Below are 17506 nucleotides of genomic sequence, written 5' to 3'. Positions count from 1 at the left end.
ATCAATCTCGACAGCCCGCTATACCGGCCGCTGGCGTTATCAGACTCCATCCGTCATTATCACGGAGCTTGATAACGCCGCGTTCAAGATACGCCCCGCCGTCAAAACTCAAACCAAACTGTGCGTTCACTTCGGCTTCAATCCCGTTTTCAGAACGAAACACCTGCTGCTCAAAAACGCCGAAATCGTTTGAACCGGAAAAATTTACGCGGTTGAAATTGATCATTTCGCCCGACAAGTTCATTTCAGCGCGTTCATCTGAAACAAAACGAAAAATCGCTGCCGGGCGTCTGCCCTCCAGCGTCCACAAAACCATGCCGCATTTTTTTTCCGGCAGAACCGCTTCGGGAAGCGGCATGATGTTGAGCCGGTCGCCGGGCGCCGGCCTTGCATTGCCAAGCGTCTGCTCAGAATTTGCTGTTTGAGCGTTTGAATTCTCATCGTTGGACTGACCAAGAGAAGCGCACCCACTGACGGCGAGAAAAAAGGCAAAAACGGAAATTCCAGACACTCTCATGATCCAGGTCCTTTAAATACGCCGGCGGCGCCATATATGAGCGCCCCATTTTGATCTTCAAAACCAAAATACCGTAACGCCGATGCGACTTCCGCTTCAGACGGTGTCGCCTTCGCCGTCACTTCATATGTCAGGTTGGGAAAAATACGAACCAAGACATCGGTCCCGGCGCGGACATTTTCACCGCTGAGTTTAATAATCGTCGCGCCCTCTTCGCAATGCAATTCGCCGCTTAACGGAAGCTCAGGCAAATCATATCGCTTTGACGGCGCATTCAGCACATCGGTCCAGACAGCGCCAGCGGCCTTGATACATCCCTTGCTTTCCGTGAAAACATACTGTTCAACGAAAAGTTCGGCCGACCCCTCGACCGGCTGCCCCAAAACACCGCTCGTCGCTGTAGCCCCCAGATTGATTTGAGCATTTACATTTGAAGCGAAATATTTCGCACTTGGCGCATAGGATATGACCCCGCTGCCAAATACGTCGCCGCCTTCGGCGTTCAGAGTGATGCGCGGTGATAAGGTCAGCAAGGATAACGGCGCAAGCTGAAAATCAACATTTCCGAGCGATATGTTATTGATGCTTAAATTCGCGATAGAACCGCGCCATAGCGTCCCTTCAATAGCGGCGAAAGCAACATTCCGGTTTTCGACGTCAACCAACTTCGCAAGCATCGAAGCTGGCGCGACAACGCATGCTGTTATGAAGAAAGACAACAGTCCAAGCGCACCGAGCCAGCATTGGTTTTTTTTATGGACACCATTGTCGCTCATGACCCGCCTTCGAAAACAAGAATTTGCGAGTTCACGCGACCCATATCGCCCTTTGTCATATCAGCGAATGTAACATGTATGCCGTAAGTGCTTTCAAGTTCACTCAACCATGCAAATAATATTTCGGAATCTGCCGGCGCCGCCTGAATTTCTATCCGGGAATCGCTGGCGGAACCAATCCGGACAAGTTCAATACCCGCATTGCTGGCTGTAGAAAGAATCGCCTGACGCAATGGCGTGTTTGAAGCCGCGGCCGGCGTTGACGCACGGCCAGACACCGCCGCTGCAGCAGCCGTCATTTCATAAGCGTCGCGCGCCTGACGAACCTTACTGTCTGCGGATGAATTCCAGCCAAACAAAGGCCGCACAATCACCAGCGACAACAAGAGCGCGCCCGCCAGCAATGCGGCGCATGCAACCAGCAAGCGCTCGCGCGAGGAAAGGTCATTCCACCAGCCGGTCATGTCAGGCTCATCCTTAACTCGCCCAGATAATATCCGCCGGAACGCCGAACGCTTCCGCTTTCCGTCGCCGTCACGCCGCGTGTAGCAAGAATGCGTTTGAATGCGTCCAGTTGTTCGACATTGGCGACACGCAGATTGACAGAATACTCGTTACGTTCCGCGTTGTACCGCACGCGGTCAATCTGTACGTCTCCCACTTCCTCCAACGTTTCTGCGATGTAAGTGGATATCGGCAAAAACAGCGCAGCGCCGCCGCCGCTTGACGCCAGCACAGTTCGCGCATGTGTGCGCGGGTCTGCTGAGGCCGCGTCAGGAAACGCCGCCTGATGCAGCAACAGCGTTTCATTTTCCAGACTCTCTGCGAACCGCAAAGTTCGAACGCTGTCGGCGACAGAAACAAACACCAGCCCCGCCACGCACGCTGCGGCGAGCGCGGCCGTCCGCCGCCACGGTCCTGCGGCAGCGCTCCAGTCCCGTTTTTTGCGGTACTCGCCTTGCAAAAAATTCGGCGCCGGTCGCGCATCAAGCGCGCCGGCGTATAGGGCGATTATCGCCTCGTCGGTTAGCGGATCGCGCCAGTCGAGCGTGAAGCTTTCCCAATCGCCGCCATCGAACGCCCTTTCACCGTAGAGCACAATTTCTTTAATCGATTCATCGCTGAGGATCGACGCCGCTATCATGTCCGCCACTGGCTTTTCAACAGCGAAGCCCTGTAGCCCCGCGCTTCCTAAAAGACGGTCTGGAAAGTCGACAAGAACTGCCCGTTCCAACGTTGAAGGAAGAAGTGCAAAATCGACAGTCATCACATCGGGAAACACGCCGGATTCCGCCAAGGCCTCCCGCCAAGTTTCCAGCACGGAATGCTTGATCGCAAAAGCCATGCCTGCGCCGCTCTCATGACGCACCGCGACCATATGGACGTTGGAGATAGATTCAGCCAGTTCATCTTCCATAAGGTAGTGAGAGGCGGCGCGAAACTGTCGCTGCGTTTTCGGCGGCGCGGGAATTACGCGCATCGTTACGCACTCCCCCGGGAGGATCGCAACAACTTGCCGCGCCGCATTCGCCCGGCTGGCGATAGAAGCAAGGTCAGCGACATTTTCAGCCAAATTCGCAAGACGCACCCGGCCCTCGCTGTGGAAAGCCCAGATTACAGGCGCCGCAGGCGTTTGTCCGAGTATCAGAATTAACGTTTCGTTCACTCTTCCGCTCCGATACGCCGCGACAGAACGCGCGCGGCGCCCGTATCGTCAACTGCGAGGTCCGTTGTCACTTCAACTACCGCAGTATCATAAATAATCTCTGCACGCGCCTTGAGGCGTTTTGAAACCAGGGTGAACCTTTCGCCTGCGTCCGCCGGCGGGCCCAGCGCCTCGATTAATGGATTGGCAAGAAACGCAGCGGTGTTCTCGTAGCCCCCGACAGGGCGCGCAGCAATGATATCGATGGCGGATTGCAACGTCGCTTCTGGTCCGAGCGCTGCGGCCAACACTGGCGCATGACGTTCTGACAGCATGTTGACGTTAAGTTCATTGGGCTCATCGTCAGGACTGGCGCAAAGATATGGCTTCAGCGTGTGATAGGCGAAGCGGGTTACGCCTTTGACAGCCCTGATTTCTGAAACGGACGCCGCAGGCTGGTTCGCCGTGCGATACGGAGACGGCAAAACTGTATAGTATTCGTCTTCGGCTCCTTGCGGCCGGCGGCTGGCGTCGTCATCGACCCAATCAGCGATTGTTTCGGCAAGCGCGGCAGCTTCGAACTCACTGAATTCCAAATGTCCCGCCAGACGAATAAATTCCTGAATAGCAGGCGCCTCAAGCGGATTATCCGTGACCTGGCGCAGACTATTGATGTTAAAACACAAGCTAGCGTCTACGAAAGCAATGCGCGCCGCGCCCTCTTCAAACGGCACGACCAGTGGTTCAGACGCCCACGGATCATCAAGTGAAATTTGCCCGTTATTTTCAGAATAAGCGCGTTCAATTGCAGCTACTGCAAGGGCTTCCGTTGCAAATCCACGCCAGATGGCCTCGCCACGCGACTGTACATTCATCGTGCGCGCTGCCGCGAGCGTCGTTTTTTCCATACTGGCGAGCGCCACAAACGATAAAGTCGCAGCGAGAAGCAGAACAATCAACAAGGCCGCGCCGCGTTGAGAGCGTCCTGGGTTAATTAAGGGGTTCATGACGCGTTCCCGATCCCGCCAATCCAGAAGCGTTGTTCCAGCGGCGCGCGATCCGGCCAGATCAACATGAGCGATACTGCGGCAGGCGGCTGCACGGCGTTCGATACAGGCCAGATATCCGCCCATTCCAGCTCGCCTCGCGTCTCACCGATCAGAAAAGAAGCGCGCGCATCTTCGAGACCTTCAAAAAGGACGCGTTCAGACGTATCGGAGCGTGCGGCCTCATCGAGGTAAATCCGGGACCGGCGCACCAGTGCGCCGCCTTTAAACAGATACTCAACATATTGCAGAGATGAGCGCGGCGTTGCTGCGTTAGGGTTGCGCCAGCCGTGACGTACGAAAGCCAGCAACAATGTTTCGTCTTCCTGGATGTTACCGCCGAACTCAACAATATTGCCGCGAAATGCGGCGGGAAACGGTTGTCCAAACTCATCGCGGACATTTCGCGCTGCGACCTGCGCAAGATCTTCCTTTATTAAGGTCCGGGCGATCTGAAATGATTTGAGACGCTCATCAGCGGCGGCGAGTTGATCACGGGAATCTACGCCAAGTCGCAATGCGTAAACGCTGGCTGATGCAATTGCTGCAAACACCAACAGCGCGATCATCACTTCCGGCAGCGTAAAGCCGTATTGACGCGAGACACTCATTCTACTCTCCGCAGCGTCGTCGCGCTCGCCAAGACCTGTGCGCCGCCAACCGGTAAAATTTCGACATCGATGCGGACGATATTTTCCACCGGCGTCTCGGACACAGTGCGTTTCCACATCCAGACGCTCTCGCCGACCGTAATCTCTCCTTCCAACTCGCCGGTATCCGTTGCGTTTTCCAGCGCCAAAGCCTCCACCATAAGATTATCGGCTGCGATCGAAGCAAATGTGCGGTCGGTCATAGCAGCGGCAAACCGCGTATTCTGACCAACCAGGGCGAGCAAACCGCTAATAACAAATCCCATCACCGCCAGCGCCACCAGCGTTTCAACGAGAGTGATCCCGTGCTGACGATCTGAACCGCTACTGCTCATCGCCGCCTGCCGACAATTTGACTTCTCCAGCATCATTCAGCGACACAGCAGCCGTTCCGCGGCGGGACCGGAATGTCATGGTAAAAGGTGTTGTTTCTCCTGTTGGCGTAAAACGAATTTCAGGCTCGGGGCGGCGTTCTTCGTCTCTTGGAGATTCGCTACGCTCATTCTGCGCCGCCGTTTCCTGTGCATCGAATGATACGGCGTAATTTGCCGAGAATGTGTACGGACGCAATTGCGGTTTGCTCGTCTCGCTCCATTCGCCATCATCATATTGCAAGAACCGGAAACCGGATTCCGTTACTGAAAGCCCAACTGTTATTCCGGCCGTAATCGCTTCGTCGGCGGCGAAGGCGGTTCGCGCCGCGAGCACTTCGCTCGCACGATCAATGTCGCTTCTCGCCGGCGGCGCATTCAGAACCACAACGCTCGCGATCATGGCGATGATAGCGAGCACGACAAGCAACTCAACGAGCGTGACGCCTTGCTGGCGCCGGCGCTGTTGAAAATCGCTACTGTTCTTGCGCCCAGTTGCCAATATCAGCATTAAGGCCCTCTCCGCCCGGTTGACCGTCGGCGCCCAGGGAAAATAAGTCATATGCGCCGCCCCGTTCGCCGGGAATTCGGTACTGATAAGGATTGCCCCACGGATCGAGCGGCGCGCCGCCGCGCAAATAGCCGCCGGGCCGATAACGCGTTGCGTTGCGCGCGTCAGCGGGCGCGGCCGCCAGCGCGTCCAGTCCCTGTTGCGTTGTGGGATAATTCAGCATGTCCAGACGATACTGATCGAGGGCGGTTTCCAGAACGCCGATGTCGATCCGCGCCTTGTCGACAGCCGCCTGATCGCGCGCCGGCAAAACATTGATGACGACTATAGCTGAAATCAGCGCCAGAATCGCCAACACGACCAGTAGCTCGACGAGGGTAATGCCGCGTTGCTTGCGGCGTTTACATCTTGCTAAATGCACGGCTTTTTCCTCTATCATGAATTTCTCCGTCCCTATACGGCGGCAAGCGTGTTGAGACGCAGGATGGGTAACAAAATTGACAGGACGATGACGAGCACGGCGCCGCCCATCGCGACAATGATTGCGGGTTCGAGCAATCTCAACGCCACTGTGGTGGCTGTGTCAAACTCTTCTTCCAACTGCACCGCCGCTTTGTCCAGCAATTCGGAAAGCGCGCCGGCCCGCTCGCCCGCGGCCACCATATGCACCAGCATGGGCGGCAAGGCATTCGCGCGTTTCAGCGAAGCCGCAAGCGATGCGCCCTCACCAACCATCGTGACCGTTTTGTTCAGCCGGTCGCGTATATAACTATTGGACATGGTCCGCTGCGCGCCGACTATGCTGTCGAGCAACGGCGCGCCGCCGGAGAAAAGCGTTGCCAGCGTGCGGGCGAAGCGCGCGCCGTCTACCGCCCGCATCAACCGCCCGAACACCGGAATGCGCAACAAAAATCGGTCAAAAGCCAGTTTGATGGATGGCTCCTTCAGCGCGCGCCACCCCGCCACACCAGCAAGGATAAGAAATAACAGCGCATAAACGCCGTATTGCACCGTCCAGTCTGAAATGCCGACAACTATTTTCGTCAGCAAAGGCAATTCTTCGCCAAACGCATTAAACTGCTCGATGATTTTCGGGACAACGAATATCATCAATGCGGTGACGACGCAGCCGGCGATCACCGCCAACGCCGCCGGATAAATCAGCGATGCGATCGCCTTGTTTTTAATCGCCCGATTTTTTTCAAGCATGCCTGCGAGCCGGTCGAGAACGCCGGCAAGGTCGCCGGAAGCTTCGCCTGCGGCTATGACGGCGCGGTACAGCGCGGGGAAAGATTTCTTATCTTCGCCAAGCGCGTCGGCGAAACGCCAACCTTCCATCACGCGCTCACGCACGGCAAGCAAACGCGTGCGCGCATGGCCTTTTTCCGACTGCACAGCGACCGCGTTCAATGCTTCTTCCAGGGGGGTTCCGGCGCCGATAAGAGCTGAAAGCTGCCGCGTGACGACCACAAGCTGGGAAGCTTTGATGCGCGGATCCCGGGACCCGATCGTTTGAAACCGCGCGCTGGAACGGGGCGTTGAAAGTTTTATGGGCGTCATATTCAGCCCGCGCAACTCCCGGCGCGCATGACGCTGGCTGTCAGCGGACAAAACGCCGCGTCTGGTCTTCCCGCTTGTATCCAGCGCTTCATATTCAAACGCCGGCATCGTCTTCCTCCTGATGCACGACGCGCAAGACATCTTCCAAAGACGTCACGCCGGACCGCACGTGCCGAAAACCCGCTTGCGCGAGGCTTTCCGACTTTTGAAAAGCATAATCGCCCAACGCATGCTCGCTGGCGTCGTCGTGAATAAGTCGTTTCATCTTGTCATCAACGACGATCAATTCGTAAACGCCGATACGGCCTTCATAGCCGGTATGATTGCATCGACCGCATCCTACGGCGCGATAGAGTGTAATTGAATCCTCATTGTCGGCGTTCATAAGCCGGCGCGTCGCCGCATCCGCCTCATAGGGCTCTTTGCAGGACGGGCACAATCTGCGCACAAGACGCTGCGCCATCACGCCCGCCACCGTCGATGACAACAAAAACGGCTCCACGCCCATGTCGCGCAATCGCGTAATCGCGCCGGTGGCTGAGTTTGTATGCACAGTGGAAAGCACAAGATGTCCCGTCAATGAGGCCTGCACGGCAATTTCGGCCGTTTCCACATCGCGGATTTCGCCGACCATGACGATATCAGGATCCTGTCGAAGTATGGCGCGCAGCCCGGTTGCGAAGGTCATGCCCACTTTTGGATTGATCTGCGTCTGGCCGACCCCGTCAAGGGCGTATTCAACCGGATCTTCAACTGTCAGAATATTTCGGCTCGGATCGTTTAACAGCGTCAGCGCCCCGTAAAGCGTCGTGGTCTTGCCGGACCCGGTTGGGCCGGTGACGAGAATTACGCCATTTGGCCGAGCCAGCACATGCTTGAAACGCGACAGGACATCAGCCGGCATGCCGAGGCCATCAAGATCAAGCCGGGCCTCATCCTTATCAAGGATGCGCATAACCACGCGCTCGCCAAACCGCGCCGGCAAAGTCGACACCCGAACATCAACCGCTTTGCCGCCAAGGGCGATGGATATGCGCCCGTCTTGCGGCACTCGCCGTTCAGCAATATCAAGCCGCGCCATTACTTTAACCCTTGACGTCAACACAGGGGTCATTCGCGGCGGTAAGGACAGGACTTCACGCAACACGCCGTCAATTCGCAAACGGACAGACAGCGCCGTTTCATAGGGCTCGATATGAATATCCGACGCCTTCACTTTGACCGCTTCCGCAATCAACGCGTTGATCAAACGAATGACCGGCGCATCATTTTCGCTATCGAGAAGATCGGCTGTTTTCGGCAGACCCTCGGCCAGCGATTCCAGATCGCTTTCGTCATTGTCGAGATATAACTCAGACGTTGAAATGCCTTCAACAGAATAGACTTCCGAAAGCCTGCGCTCAAACGCATCAGACGGCAGCAAGTCAACGATGACAGCTTCGCCGACCGCGCGCCGCGCTTCGATCACCGCCCAGGGATCAGGCTCGCCCCTCGCCCCCAGAACAACAGGCCGCGCATCGCCGTCCAGCACAAGCAGGCCGCGTTCTTTGGCGAATGCGTAAGCAAGCCGCGGCGTTTTGATGTCTGCGTTTTCGCTCATCTTAAGTGACGCTAACTTTTTATTGCACCGGAGACACCGGGGCGGCGCCCGTAACCTCATTTATAAGCCGTTCCATCTCCGACGTCGGGCCGCCATCACGTAACAGTTCGCGCGCGCGCATGTAATCAAACTTGCGCTGCGTCGCGGAATTTGCCGCCTGCTGGTCGCGAATAATTGTCGGACGAATGAAAACCATAAGATTCTGGCGGCGGCGCTCGCGCGAGGATTGCTTGAACAGATTGCCGATGCCGGGAATATCGCCGAGCAGCGGCACTTTTTCCTCACGCTCTTCGCGCTGGTCGTCAATCAGACCGCCAATGACGAGAATATCGCCATTGTCCACAAGCGCTGTTGTTGAGATTTCACGCTTGTTTGTAATCAAATCCGTGGATGACGTGCTGATTGGACCTGCCACGCTTGAAATCTCCTGAATGATTTCCATGGTTACCGTGTCGCCGTCATTGATCTGGGGCGTGACCTCAAGGATGACGCCAACCTGCTCGCGATCCACCGTCCGGAAGGCGTTCTGGAAATCGTCGCCAATGGCTTCGCCCGTCGTGATTGGAATTTCCTGCCCCACTTGCAGACGCGCGGTCTGGTTATTCAGCGTCATGACTGATGGCGTCGATAAGACATTTGAATCGGAGTCATTTTTCAGGGCGGTCAATATGCCGCCAAAAATATTGCCGTTGCCAAACTCAAACCCGCCGCCCAGGGTCAGCCCCTGCACGCCCAGCAACGATTGCAGCGCCTGTGTCGCCAGTTGAGACTGCAGGCCTTCTGACGTTGAATTCGTTGTCACGCCGTCATCGGTTACTACGGTCGACGTTGTTTCAAAGACGTTGGAAAAACGGTCGCCGCTTAACAGAGCCGCGCCGGCCGCCGGAAAAATATTTGGAGAGCCGGAAAAATTTGTTGCGGAAAACGGAATATTATCGCCCGTCAGAAAATACTGAACGCCAAGCTGGCGCGCCGTTGTATCTGAAATTTCAACGATAATCGCTTCCACCAACACCTGCGGACGGCGTATATCGAGCTGTGCGATGACATTTTGCAGCGTGCGCTGAATGCTGGCGTCGCCATTGATGATAATAGCGTTCGTGGGCTTGTGAAACGACACCGTGGCGCGGTTGCGGGACGATGGCGCTTCGTCAGGGCCGCCCGCCGCGGCGTTGTTCGCCACTTCCGCCAGCAATGGCGCAAGCTCTTCTGCATTTGCATGTTTGAGCGTAACAACGATCAAATCAGACGTCTCTTCGCCATAGCGGTCGAGTTCGGCAATGACCATTTCCAGCCGCCGCATTAATGTTGGTTCCGCTCGAACGAGTAGTGAGTTGCTGGCGTCGACTGGAACGACGCTGAATGAGGCCCGGCTGTTGCCGTCTTCGGAAAGCTCGGCGCCAAGATCGCGCACAAGACGCGCAATATCCGAAGCCGACGCATTTTCCAGGGGAATGGTTCGGAAAACGGTCGCGTCCCGGTCCAACTGACGCAAGACTTCCTGTATGCGCGCAACGTTATCGGCCGTGTCAACGATGATGACAGAGTTGCCGGTGCGCACTGGGCTGACAACGCCGTTCTGGCCGATGATCTGCGCCAAATTCGCCGCCGCTTCCCGCGCATCAACAAAATTCAATCGTACAATTTGTGTGACAAAATCCGAACCCCGCCCCTCGCCGACTTCACCGCCTGCGCGCGCCGCCTGCTGCAAGGGGACGATACGATATTTATTCTCTCCGACCGGGGTCGCCACAAATCCGTTTACGCGCAACATCGCCTGAAACAATTCCCATGCCTCATCGGCGCAAATTCCGCCATTCGCCGGCGATTTGACCGTCACGCGCCCCTGTACGCTCGGGTCCAGCAGAAAAGTGCGGCCGGTGCGCATGGAAATTTCATCGATAACAGCGCGTATATCAGCTTCTTCATAGTTGAACGGCTCGCCGCAATTTTCCTGCCCAAACGCTGGGGACGCGAACCCGACCAGGGCCAGCATTCCCAACGCCAGAAGTGATTTCCTTGCTCGCCCCATTACCTTATTCCCAATTCATTTAATGACACTGATATGGTCTGGCTTTCGTTTTCGCGCTCTACGACAAGCACGGCCTCCCCGCTTCTCTCGAGTTGATTGAACAGCTGCGTTAGCGCCTGAGGATCCATCGGCGGCGGCGCGCCGTTTATCGATCTCAAAATATCGCCGTCGTGCAATCCCGTCTGGCGGAACTTTCCTGCATCCGAGCCGGCGAAAATTGCAATCTCAATACCGCCGTCATCAGCCTGCACGGGCCGAATTTGGAATAAACTTTGTAGCGATGCGTTAGAAATCGGATTGGCGGGCCCTTGTGAGGGCGCCGGCTGTTGCGCATTCTGCGCCGAGACACGCGAGGGGACGCGCGGTTTGGATTCAAATCGCAGGGATTCCCGTACGCCGTTTTGCTGAATGATGACCTGATCGGTATAAACCGCCGCCAGCGTTACACCGGATACGATTGTATCGCCAATTGCGAATGTGTCCTGCTTGCCATCCGGTTTGCGGATAATCGCAGAGGCGCGATCGTCGCCCGGCCAGACGCCGGTAAGCGTCAGATCAAGGGCGGTCTCTTCCACTTCAGGCGCCGTTTCAGGCGCCGCTACAGTTTCAGTTTTCGGAAACGGGCTTTTCACCACCAGTGGTTCACGTTGTTGCGCGTGGTTGAGCGGCGTCGCAGCCGCGAGCGGATCGCCTTGAGGCGTTGGCAGCGGCGCCAGAAGCTTGACGAAGCCTAATGCGATCAAAGCCCCGAGCCCAATCGCCAACAGCCCTTCGGCGATACGGGGCGCCCGCGCGCCGCCCAGCGCGCCTTTGACCCGATCGGGAACAGCTAAAAAGTCAAGACTGGCCAAACTCTACCACCTGCGCCCCTCACGCTGACGGGCGCGCTTTGCAATATAGGCGTCTTCAGTAACCATAAAGCCTTATCAAAACGATATGCAGCCGCCTATAGAATAGGACGGCTGCATTAAAATTTCTTCCGAAATATTAAGGAAAAGAGACTGAAATTCCTGGAAGTTTCAGCTTTTCCCTATGCTTAGCAACCAATCCGTACCCAATTACGCCTTTGCACACGAAAAGGTTGCTTTCCCGATAAAAGACCGAACGCCCCTAAAAGCGGGCGGTCAGGCTGGCCGAGAGGCTGCGGCCGCGTTTGTAGGTGTTGAATTCACTGCGGCCGCTGGCGGTCGCATCGCTCAGCTGGAATTCTTCATGCTCCGCGCCCAATAAATTGCGGGCGCTGAGGCCAATCGTGAATTCCGATCCGGCGACGATGATGTCCTGACGATAGACGACATCCAGCTGCATCCCGGGCTTTTCGATGACATCAGACACGCCGCCGGTTCTGTCGCCGCGTTGCAGGATTCGCTCATCCACCCAGCCGAAAAGCACGGTCAACTGATCGTCCTCGTCCTCCCAGCCGAACTGGGCGTTTGCGATGTGCTCTGGCGTGCCCTGCAGCGGCGCGCCTTCGAGACCGTAAAGCGAAGCGTCAAGCGGTGCGCCGGAGAAAGGATCAATAATCTGATCGCCCGCCGCGACTTTAATTTCTGATTTGGTGTATGTGTAGTTCACCGAGAACAGCCACTCCCGGCGGTCAAACCAATCGCTCCAGGGAATGCCAAAACGCGTTCTGTATTCAAACTCGCCGCCATAGAGATCCGCCTTCGGCGAATTGATGAATGTTGTCACATAAGAAAACGTTGATTCATCATAAAGAATTTCTTCAATCGGATTTTCGATCTCCTTGTAGAAACCCGCCAATGTGATGAACTGGTTGCGCCCGAGATAATATTCATAACGCGCATCATAATTCCTGAACTCGCTATCCACGAGCTGTTCGCTGCCGCGATAGGTCCGGTCTGTTTCAAGATCAACGAACTGCGACGGCGAGAGTTCGCGGAATTGCGGTCTGGCGAGCGTATGCGAATAACCGAGGCGCAATTGCATATTGTCGGTGAAATTCCACGTTACGGTCGCAGAAGGCAGGAAGTAGTCATTTTCCAGGTTGGCGCCCGGCCCTGTATTGCCGTTGCGTGCAAACGTATTGACCGTTTGCACCGCGTCTTCATAGCGAACGCCGACAGTCGTACGCACGGCCGGAATTAATTCCAGTTCCGCCTGCGCGTAGCCTGCATGGATGAGAAGGTCGCCCTGATAGGACTCCGACCCTTGGGTCGACAGATCGATCAGGACCAATCGCGCCGGATCAATATTGTCCGGAGAGAACAGGAAGTCCGGCCGGGCCATCTGGAAATCCGGATCGTTCGAAATCCCGGCAAACTGGAATTCATTATAATTGAATTCGCGATCCTGATCGGAATATTCGTAACCGCCCGAGAGGATAATTTCGCGCGCACCGGAAATAGGCACATTATAGAGTAGCTCAATGCCGCCGCTGACGCTGTCGTCAACGAGATCCGAAAACGCAATCGAATTGTTGTTGGCGAAACTGTAAAGCGGCGCGCCGTCAACGGTGTCCTTGAAGCGGCGAAGCGAACGTTCATATGGCGAATCGCGTTCAGATCGCGCGAGCGCACCCTGCCAGTTGATTTCCAGATCGCCGAAAATATGGTCTCCCGTCAGTTGAGCCATGGCGAGTTGACGCTCCAGAAACGAACTCGACTCATCGAAAACAAAACCATCGCCCGGGGCGTTGAAGTCAAAACCGTCTTCAATCTGGGCTTCCTTGCGCGTCGAGTGAATATAAAGCGCCGTCGCAGTCACGCCGTGATTGTCCCACTCAAGAGAGCCGGAACCGAGCGCGTTGACGGTCACGTCAAGGCTGGTTTCAACGGAGTTGTAACTGCTGCGGATTGCATCATCCGCAGCAACCTGTTTCAGCGCCTCTTCGGTTTTCCAGTCCTGCTTGTACCCGGCGACGCCGACAAAACCGAACGTCATCCCGTTGCTGAAATCACGCGAAAACCCGCCGTCGATGGTGCCTTCGAAATTCGGGCCGATATTGCCGCTTTGAATGACATTAAGCGGAGAATTCGTGAGGCTTTCCCCAATGGTTTCAACTTCCGCGTCCGACAAATCAGCGAGCACCTGGCCGTTATCGATCACCGTCGCGAGCGGCGCCGGGATATCGCGCGTGCCGTCGTCATAGCCCAGCCAGTCGCGGTCGCCGCCGCGCACGAAAATTCCTTCATGGGCTGTTGTAAATGTATTGATCCCGACCCCAAGTTTGACGTTCAGAAATGACTCGCCCGGGTCGCGAATGGTTTGCAGATCAATAATGCCGCCGCCAAATTCGCCAGGATAATTCGACGAATAGGTTTTCTGAACTGTTGCGCCGCCGAGAATATTTGACGGGAACAGATCAAGCGGAACGGTCCGGCGGAGCGGTTCGGGACTGGGAAGCGGCGAGCCGTTTAGCCGCGCCGAAGAATATCTGTCCCCCAATCCGCGCACATAAGCGAATTTTCCGCCGACGACGCTGAGACCGCTGAGACGCTTCAGCGCTTCGGCGGCGGTGTCATCGCCCGTACGGTCAAGGTCTTCTTCAGAAAGAAAGGTCGCCACCGCCGATGTCGCGCGTTGCGGGTCCGGAATGTTTCGTCCGCGAACCACGATTTCATCGCCAATCGTCGGTTGAATTGAAATTGAGGAGGTTGCGTCCTGGGCGTTCGCCGTCAGGGGCGGAAGGAACATGGCTGACGCAAGCATCACGCTCCCGGAAGAAAGATACGACTTCATGACATTTACCTTAATTTGTGTGCGATCGAATAAGGGCGGCGCGCTGACGCGCGCCGCCGCACTACGCTTGTGTTAGCAATCAGTCGCATCCAAACCGCAGGTCCACTCAGCCCACCAGCGATCGTTGGAGTCTTCAACAGCACCCACATAGTCGGTGTCGACAAAGAAGCTGTCGATGCTGGACAGCGCCGTTGGAGCGGGCGTCGCGGCGTCCTCATTCGGTCCGTTGATGAACATATTGATCAACGAATCTGAGAAAGCGGTGTCGATGGCGGCGCCTGCGGCGAGCGCCGCATTGCCTTCCGCTGCATCAGAGTCCGATGAGAACAGCGTTGGGCAATCGAATACGACGCCTTCGAAGGAAGGATCAACATTCTGACCGCCATAAGCTGGCGCCGCATCGCCGGCGTCTTCCCAACGGAAACACTCATCCGGGTGAACCACAACGCCATTGTAGAACGTACCCACATGGCCGGTGTTCAGACGAATTGCCCGCGACTGCGTGCCGAACAGCGTGAAGTTGGCGATCGTCGGGTTGGTCGCCGGCGTGAAGCCCTCGGCCACGCTCGACATTTCCATACCGTTATCACCGCCATTGGCGCGCTGCTTGATAATCATGAACTGCAGGTTACCGCTCCAGCCATTGTCAGTATCGAGCGACTCATCGTCGTTACCGGTCAGAACGATGTATTTCAGGTTCGCCGTACCGCCGAACATCTCGATGCCGTCATCGGAATTGTTGTGAACCTGGACATATTCAACAATTGTGTCCGAACCGACGCCGCCCATGGTGAGGCCGTTCAACTCATTACCAGAGCTTAACGGGAAACCGGCGAATTTGACCTGCGTGTACATGATCGCGCCGCTGTCGTCGTCGGGTGTAGCACCGCCATACTGCGCTTCCGGATTGGTTACGCCCTCGATGTTATTCTGGCACGCAACCGTGCCCGGGGTACCCGTGATGCACCGGTTGATCGGCGCGGCGCCGAGAACCACGAGACCGCCCCATTCGGAGTTATTGTCTTCGTCATTCCGGTTGGGCGAATCCAGATCGCCTTCGGACGTGAAGATGACCGGATTTTGGACGGTGCCGAGAGAAAAGATTTTTGAGCCGCGATTGACGACGAGATAGTCGGAACCGGAGTTACCGAATATTGTCGCGCCAGCTTCAATTGTCAGGACCGCCGGCGTGCCGCCTGAAAGATCCGAGCCTGCATCCTCGCCGATATCGACGCGGCCGTCGAGTTCGTAGATATTGCCGCGGGTCAGCGTGAGATCGGCCGTCTGGTTGCCGAATACGCTACAGACATTCAGGCCGTTTTTTGTACCTGTCATCGTCGTACCGGACGGACAGACTGGATCGTCAAACAAACGGAACGTCCAGCCGGTCGCCCAGTTATTTGTCGGGGTTTCCGTATCCGGATCGAACGCGCCGACATAGTCGGTATCCTCGAAGAAGCCGCCGCCAAGCGTCGTCAGATCGAACGCCGTGGCGTTTTGCGCCGCCATGCCGGGGAAGAACATGGCCGACAGCATGTTTGAATACATGGTGTCGTTGTTCGTACCTGCGGCAAGCGATGCGTTGCCTTCCGCCGCATCTGAGTCAGAAGAGAAAAGCGTCGGACAATCAAAAAGCACGGAGTCGAATGAAGGATCGGCGCCGGGCGTGTAGGATGCATTGGCGTCGCCTGCATCTTCCCAGCGGAAACATTCATCAGGATGAACGACAATGCCGTTATAGAACTCGCCCACATGGCCGGTGTTCAGGCGAATGGCGCGCGACTGTGTGCCGATCAGCGTGAAGTTAGCGATTTTCGGATCCGTCGCCGGCGTAAAGCCTTCGGAGACGCTGGACATTTCCATGCCGTTATCGCCGCCGGATGCGCGCTGCTTGATCACCATATACTGAACGCTGCCGCTCCAGCCATTGTCGGTGTCGAGCGATTCGTCGTCGTTCCCGGTCAGAACGATATGCCTGAGATTAGCCGTACCGCCGAACATTTCGATGCCGTCGTCCGAATTGTTGTGAACCTGGACGTAATCGACGAGGGTGTCGCTGCCGACGCCTGCGAATGTAATGCCGTTAAGTTCGTTGCCTGAGCTCAGCGGGAAGCCGGCGAAACGCACCTGAACGTAACGGATGACACCGCTATCGTCGTCGTCGGTCGCGCCGCCATACTGCGCTTCCGGATTGGTCACGCCCTCAACATTGTTCTGGCACTGAACAGTACCCGGCGTTCCGACGATGCAGCGGTTGATGGGCGCGCGGCCGAGAATTACAAGTCCGCCCCATTCCGAATTTGCATTCTCAGGATCGGCCTGCGTCCCCGCAAGATCATTTTCTGACGTAAAAACGATTGGCGCGCTTTGCGTACCGTCCGCGATCATGCGCGAGCATCGGTTAACGACAATGTAGTCTGAACCGGAGGAGCCGAAAACGGTTACGCCGGGCTCAATCGTCAGCGTCGCGGAGGTGCCGCCGGAACCATCGGCCCCGCAATCGACGCCCACATCAACACGGCCGTCGATTCCATATACGACGCCTGGTTCGTTTCTCAGGGTCAGGTTGCTCAATACGCTGCCTGAAAGCTCGGCCACGAGATTGCCTGCGACCGAACGCGAACAGGTAAAGCCGGACGGACAAGAAGCGCCGCCGCCTCCGCCGCCGCCTCCACCGCCTCCGCCGCCACCCGGCGGCGTACCTGGATTGGTCGGGCCTGGTGATTCGATATCATTACCCTGCGTACAGGCCGCCAAAGACAGCGCCGCGCCGGCAAACATGATAGATTTCATTTTGGAAAGCTGGATCATTCTGGGAAGCCCCCGGAAAAAAGATTACACGCTAAAACCGGGCGCCCCACGCGCCGGTTCGGGGTGGCGCTTAAGTGAGACGTTTGACAGAGGAATGACACCTTTGTTTCAGTTTGGTGACATTTACCGGGAGAAAAATATTCAGTGTGCGCACGGGGTGCGTCTTGGCGTGCGCATGTTGTGCGCATTCAATGTCTGCTTCATAAAAGACCTGCAATTTAGCGCTACCGAATCAATCGTTTAAAAACACAAGGCCGCGCGCGAAAAAAACACGCCAAACTGTTT

At 56.4% G+C, this 17506-nt stretch carries 15 protein-coding genes; all 15 read right to left on the bottom strand.

Annotated elements, in window-relative coordinates:
- Window position 1: 1 nt before the first annotated feature.
- Window positions 2–517 (bottom strand): hypothetical protein, encoded by a 516-nt coding sequence (locus tag ACQK2Q_RS04805; RefSeq protein WP_425408610.1) that lies wholly within the window; start codon window positions 515–517, stop codon window positions 2–4.
- Window positions 514–1293 carry a type II secretion system protein N gene (locus ACQK2Q_RS04800; protein WP_425408609.1) on the bottom strand — a complete coding sequence of 260 codons (780 nt, stop codon included), beginning with the start codon at window positions 1291–1293 and terminating at the stop codon, window positions 514–516. The genes ACQK2Q_RS04805 and ACQK2Q_RS04800 overlap by 4 nt, the downstream gene beginning before the upstream one ends.
- On the bottom strand, window positions 1290–1757 hold the full coding sequence (gene gspM, locus ACQK2Q_RS04795; RefSeq protein WP_425408608.1) for a type II secretion system protein GspM: 468 nt from the start codon (window positions 1755–1757) through the stop codon (window positions 1290–1292). The genes ACQK2Q_RS04800 and gspM overlap by 4 nt, the downstream gene beginning before the upstream one ends.
- Window positions 1754–2959, bottom strand: coding sequence for a type II secretion system protein GspL (gspL, locus tag ACQK2Q_RS04790; protein ID WP_425408607.1), 1206 nt, complete (start codon window positions 2957–2959; stop codon window positions 1754–1756). The genes gspM and gspL overlap by 4 nt, the downstream gene beginning before the upstream one ends.
- Window positions 2956–3945 carry a type II secretion system minor pseudopilin GspK gene (gene gspK / locus ACQK2Q_RS04785; protein WP_425408606.1) on the bottom strand — a complete coding sequence of 330 codons (990 nt, stop codon included), beginning with the start codon at window positions 3943–3945 and terminating at the stop codon, window positions 2956–2958. Before gspK ends, gspL begins: the two co-directional genes overlap by 4 nt.
- Window positions 3942–4595, bottom strand: a complete 654-nt coding sequence (gene gspJ / locus ACQK2Q_RS04780) for a type II secretion system minor pseudopilin GspJ (protein WP_425408605.1) — start codon at window positions 4593–4595, stop codon at window positions 3942–3944. Before gspJ ends, gspK begins: the two co-directional genes overlap by 4 nt.
- Complete coding sequence (gene gspI / locus ACQK2Q_RS04775) at window positions 4592–4969, bottom strand: type II secretion system minor pseudopilin GspI (RefSeq protein ID WP_425408604.1); 378 nt, start codon at window positions 4967–4969, stop codon at window positions 4592–4594. The genes gspJ and gspI overlap by 4 nt, the downstream gene beginning before the upstream one ends.
- Entirely contained in the window at window positions 4959–5516 is a 558-nt protein-coding gene (gene gspH / locus ACQK2Q_RS04770) for a type II secretion system minor pseudopilin GspH (protein ID WP_425408603.1), read from the bottom strand. The genes gspI and gspH overlap by 11 nt, the downstream gene beginning before the upstream one ends.
- Window positions 5482–5955, bottom strand: coding sequence for a type II secretion system major pseudopilin GspG (gene gspG / locus ACQK2Q_RS04765; protein WP_425408602.1), 474 nt, complete (start codon window positions 5953–5955; stop codon window positions 5482–5484). Before gspG ends, gspH begins: the two co-directional genes overlap by 35 nt.
- Before the next feature lie 14 nt (window positions 5956–5969).
- Window positions 5970–7184 (bottom strand): type II secretion system inner membrane protein GspF, encoded by a 1215-nt coding sequence (gspF, locus tag ACQK2Q_RS04760; protein ID WP_425408601.1) that lies wholly within the window; start codon window positions 7182–7184, stop codon window positions 5970–5972.
- Window positions 7171–8676, bottom strand: coding sequence for a type II secretion system ATPase GspE (gene gspE / locus ACQK2Q_RS04755; RefSeq protein WP_425408600.1), 1506 nt, complete (start codon window positions 8674–8676; stop codon window positions 7171–7173). Before gspE ends, gspF begins: the two co-directional genes overlap by 14 nt.
- 19 nt (window positions 8677–8695) lie before the next feature.
- Entirely contained in the window at window positions 8696–10708 is a 2013-nt protein-coding gene (gene gspD, locus ACQK2Q_RS04750; RefSeq protein ID WP_425408599.1) for a type II secretion system secretin GspD, read from the bottom strand.
- Window positions 10708–11559: a type II secretion system protein N gene (locus tag ACQK2Q_RS04745; RefSeq protein WP_425408598.1), complete on the bottom strand. Its 852-nt coding sequence runs from the start codon at window positions 11557–11559 to the stop codon at window positions 10708–10710. Before ACQK2Q_RS04745 ends, gspD begins: the two co-directional genes overlap by 1 nt.
- 259 nt (window positions 11560–11818) lie before the next feature.
- On the bottom strand, window positions 11819–14410 hold the full coding sequence (locus ACQK2Q_RS04740; protein ID WP_425408597.1) for a TonB-dependent receptor domain-containing protein: 2592 nt from the start codon (window positions 14408–14410) through the stop codon (window positions 11819–11821).
- Window positions 14411–14482: 72 nt separating this feature from the next.
- Complete coding sequence (locus ACQK2Q_RS04735) at window positions 14483–17221, bottom strand: hypothetical protein (RefSeq protein WP_425408596.1); 2739 nt, start codon at window positions 17219–17221, stop codon at window positions 14483–14485.
- Window positions 17222–17506: the final 285 nt, after the last annotated feature.

Source organism: Hyphococcus sp., from assembly GCF_965228385.1.
GTDB lineage: Bacteria > Pseudomonadota > Alphaproteobacteria > Caulobacterales > Parvularculaceae > Hyphococcus.
Note: the sequence above shows the minus strand (reverse complement) of the source record. Positions and strands in the feature narration are given on the sequence as shown.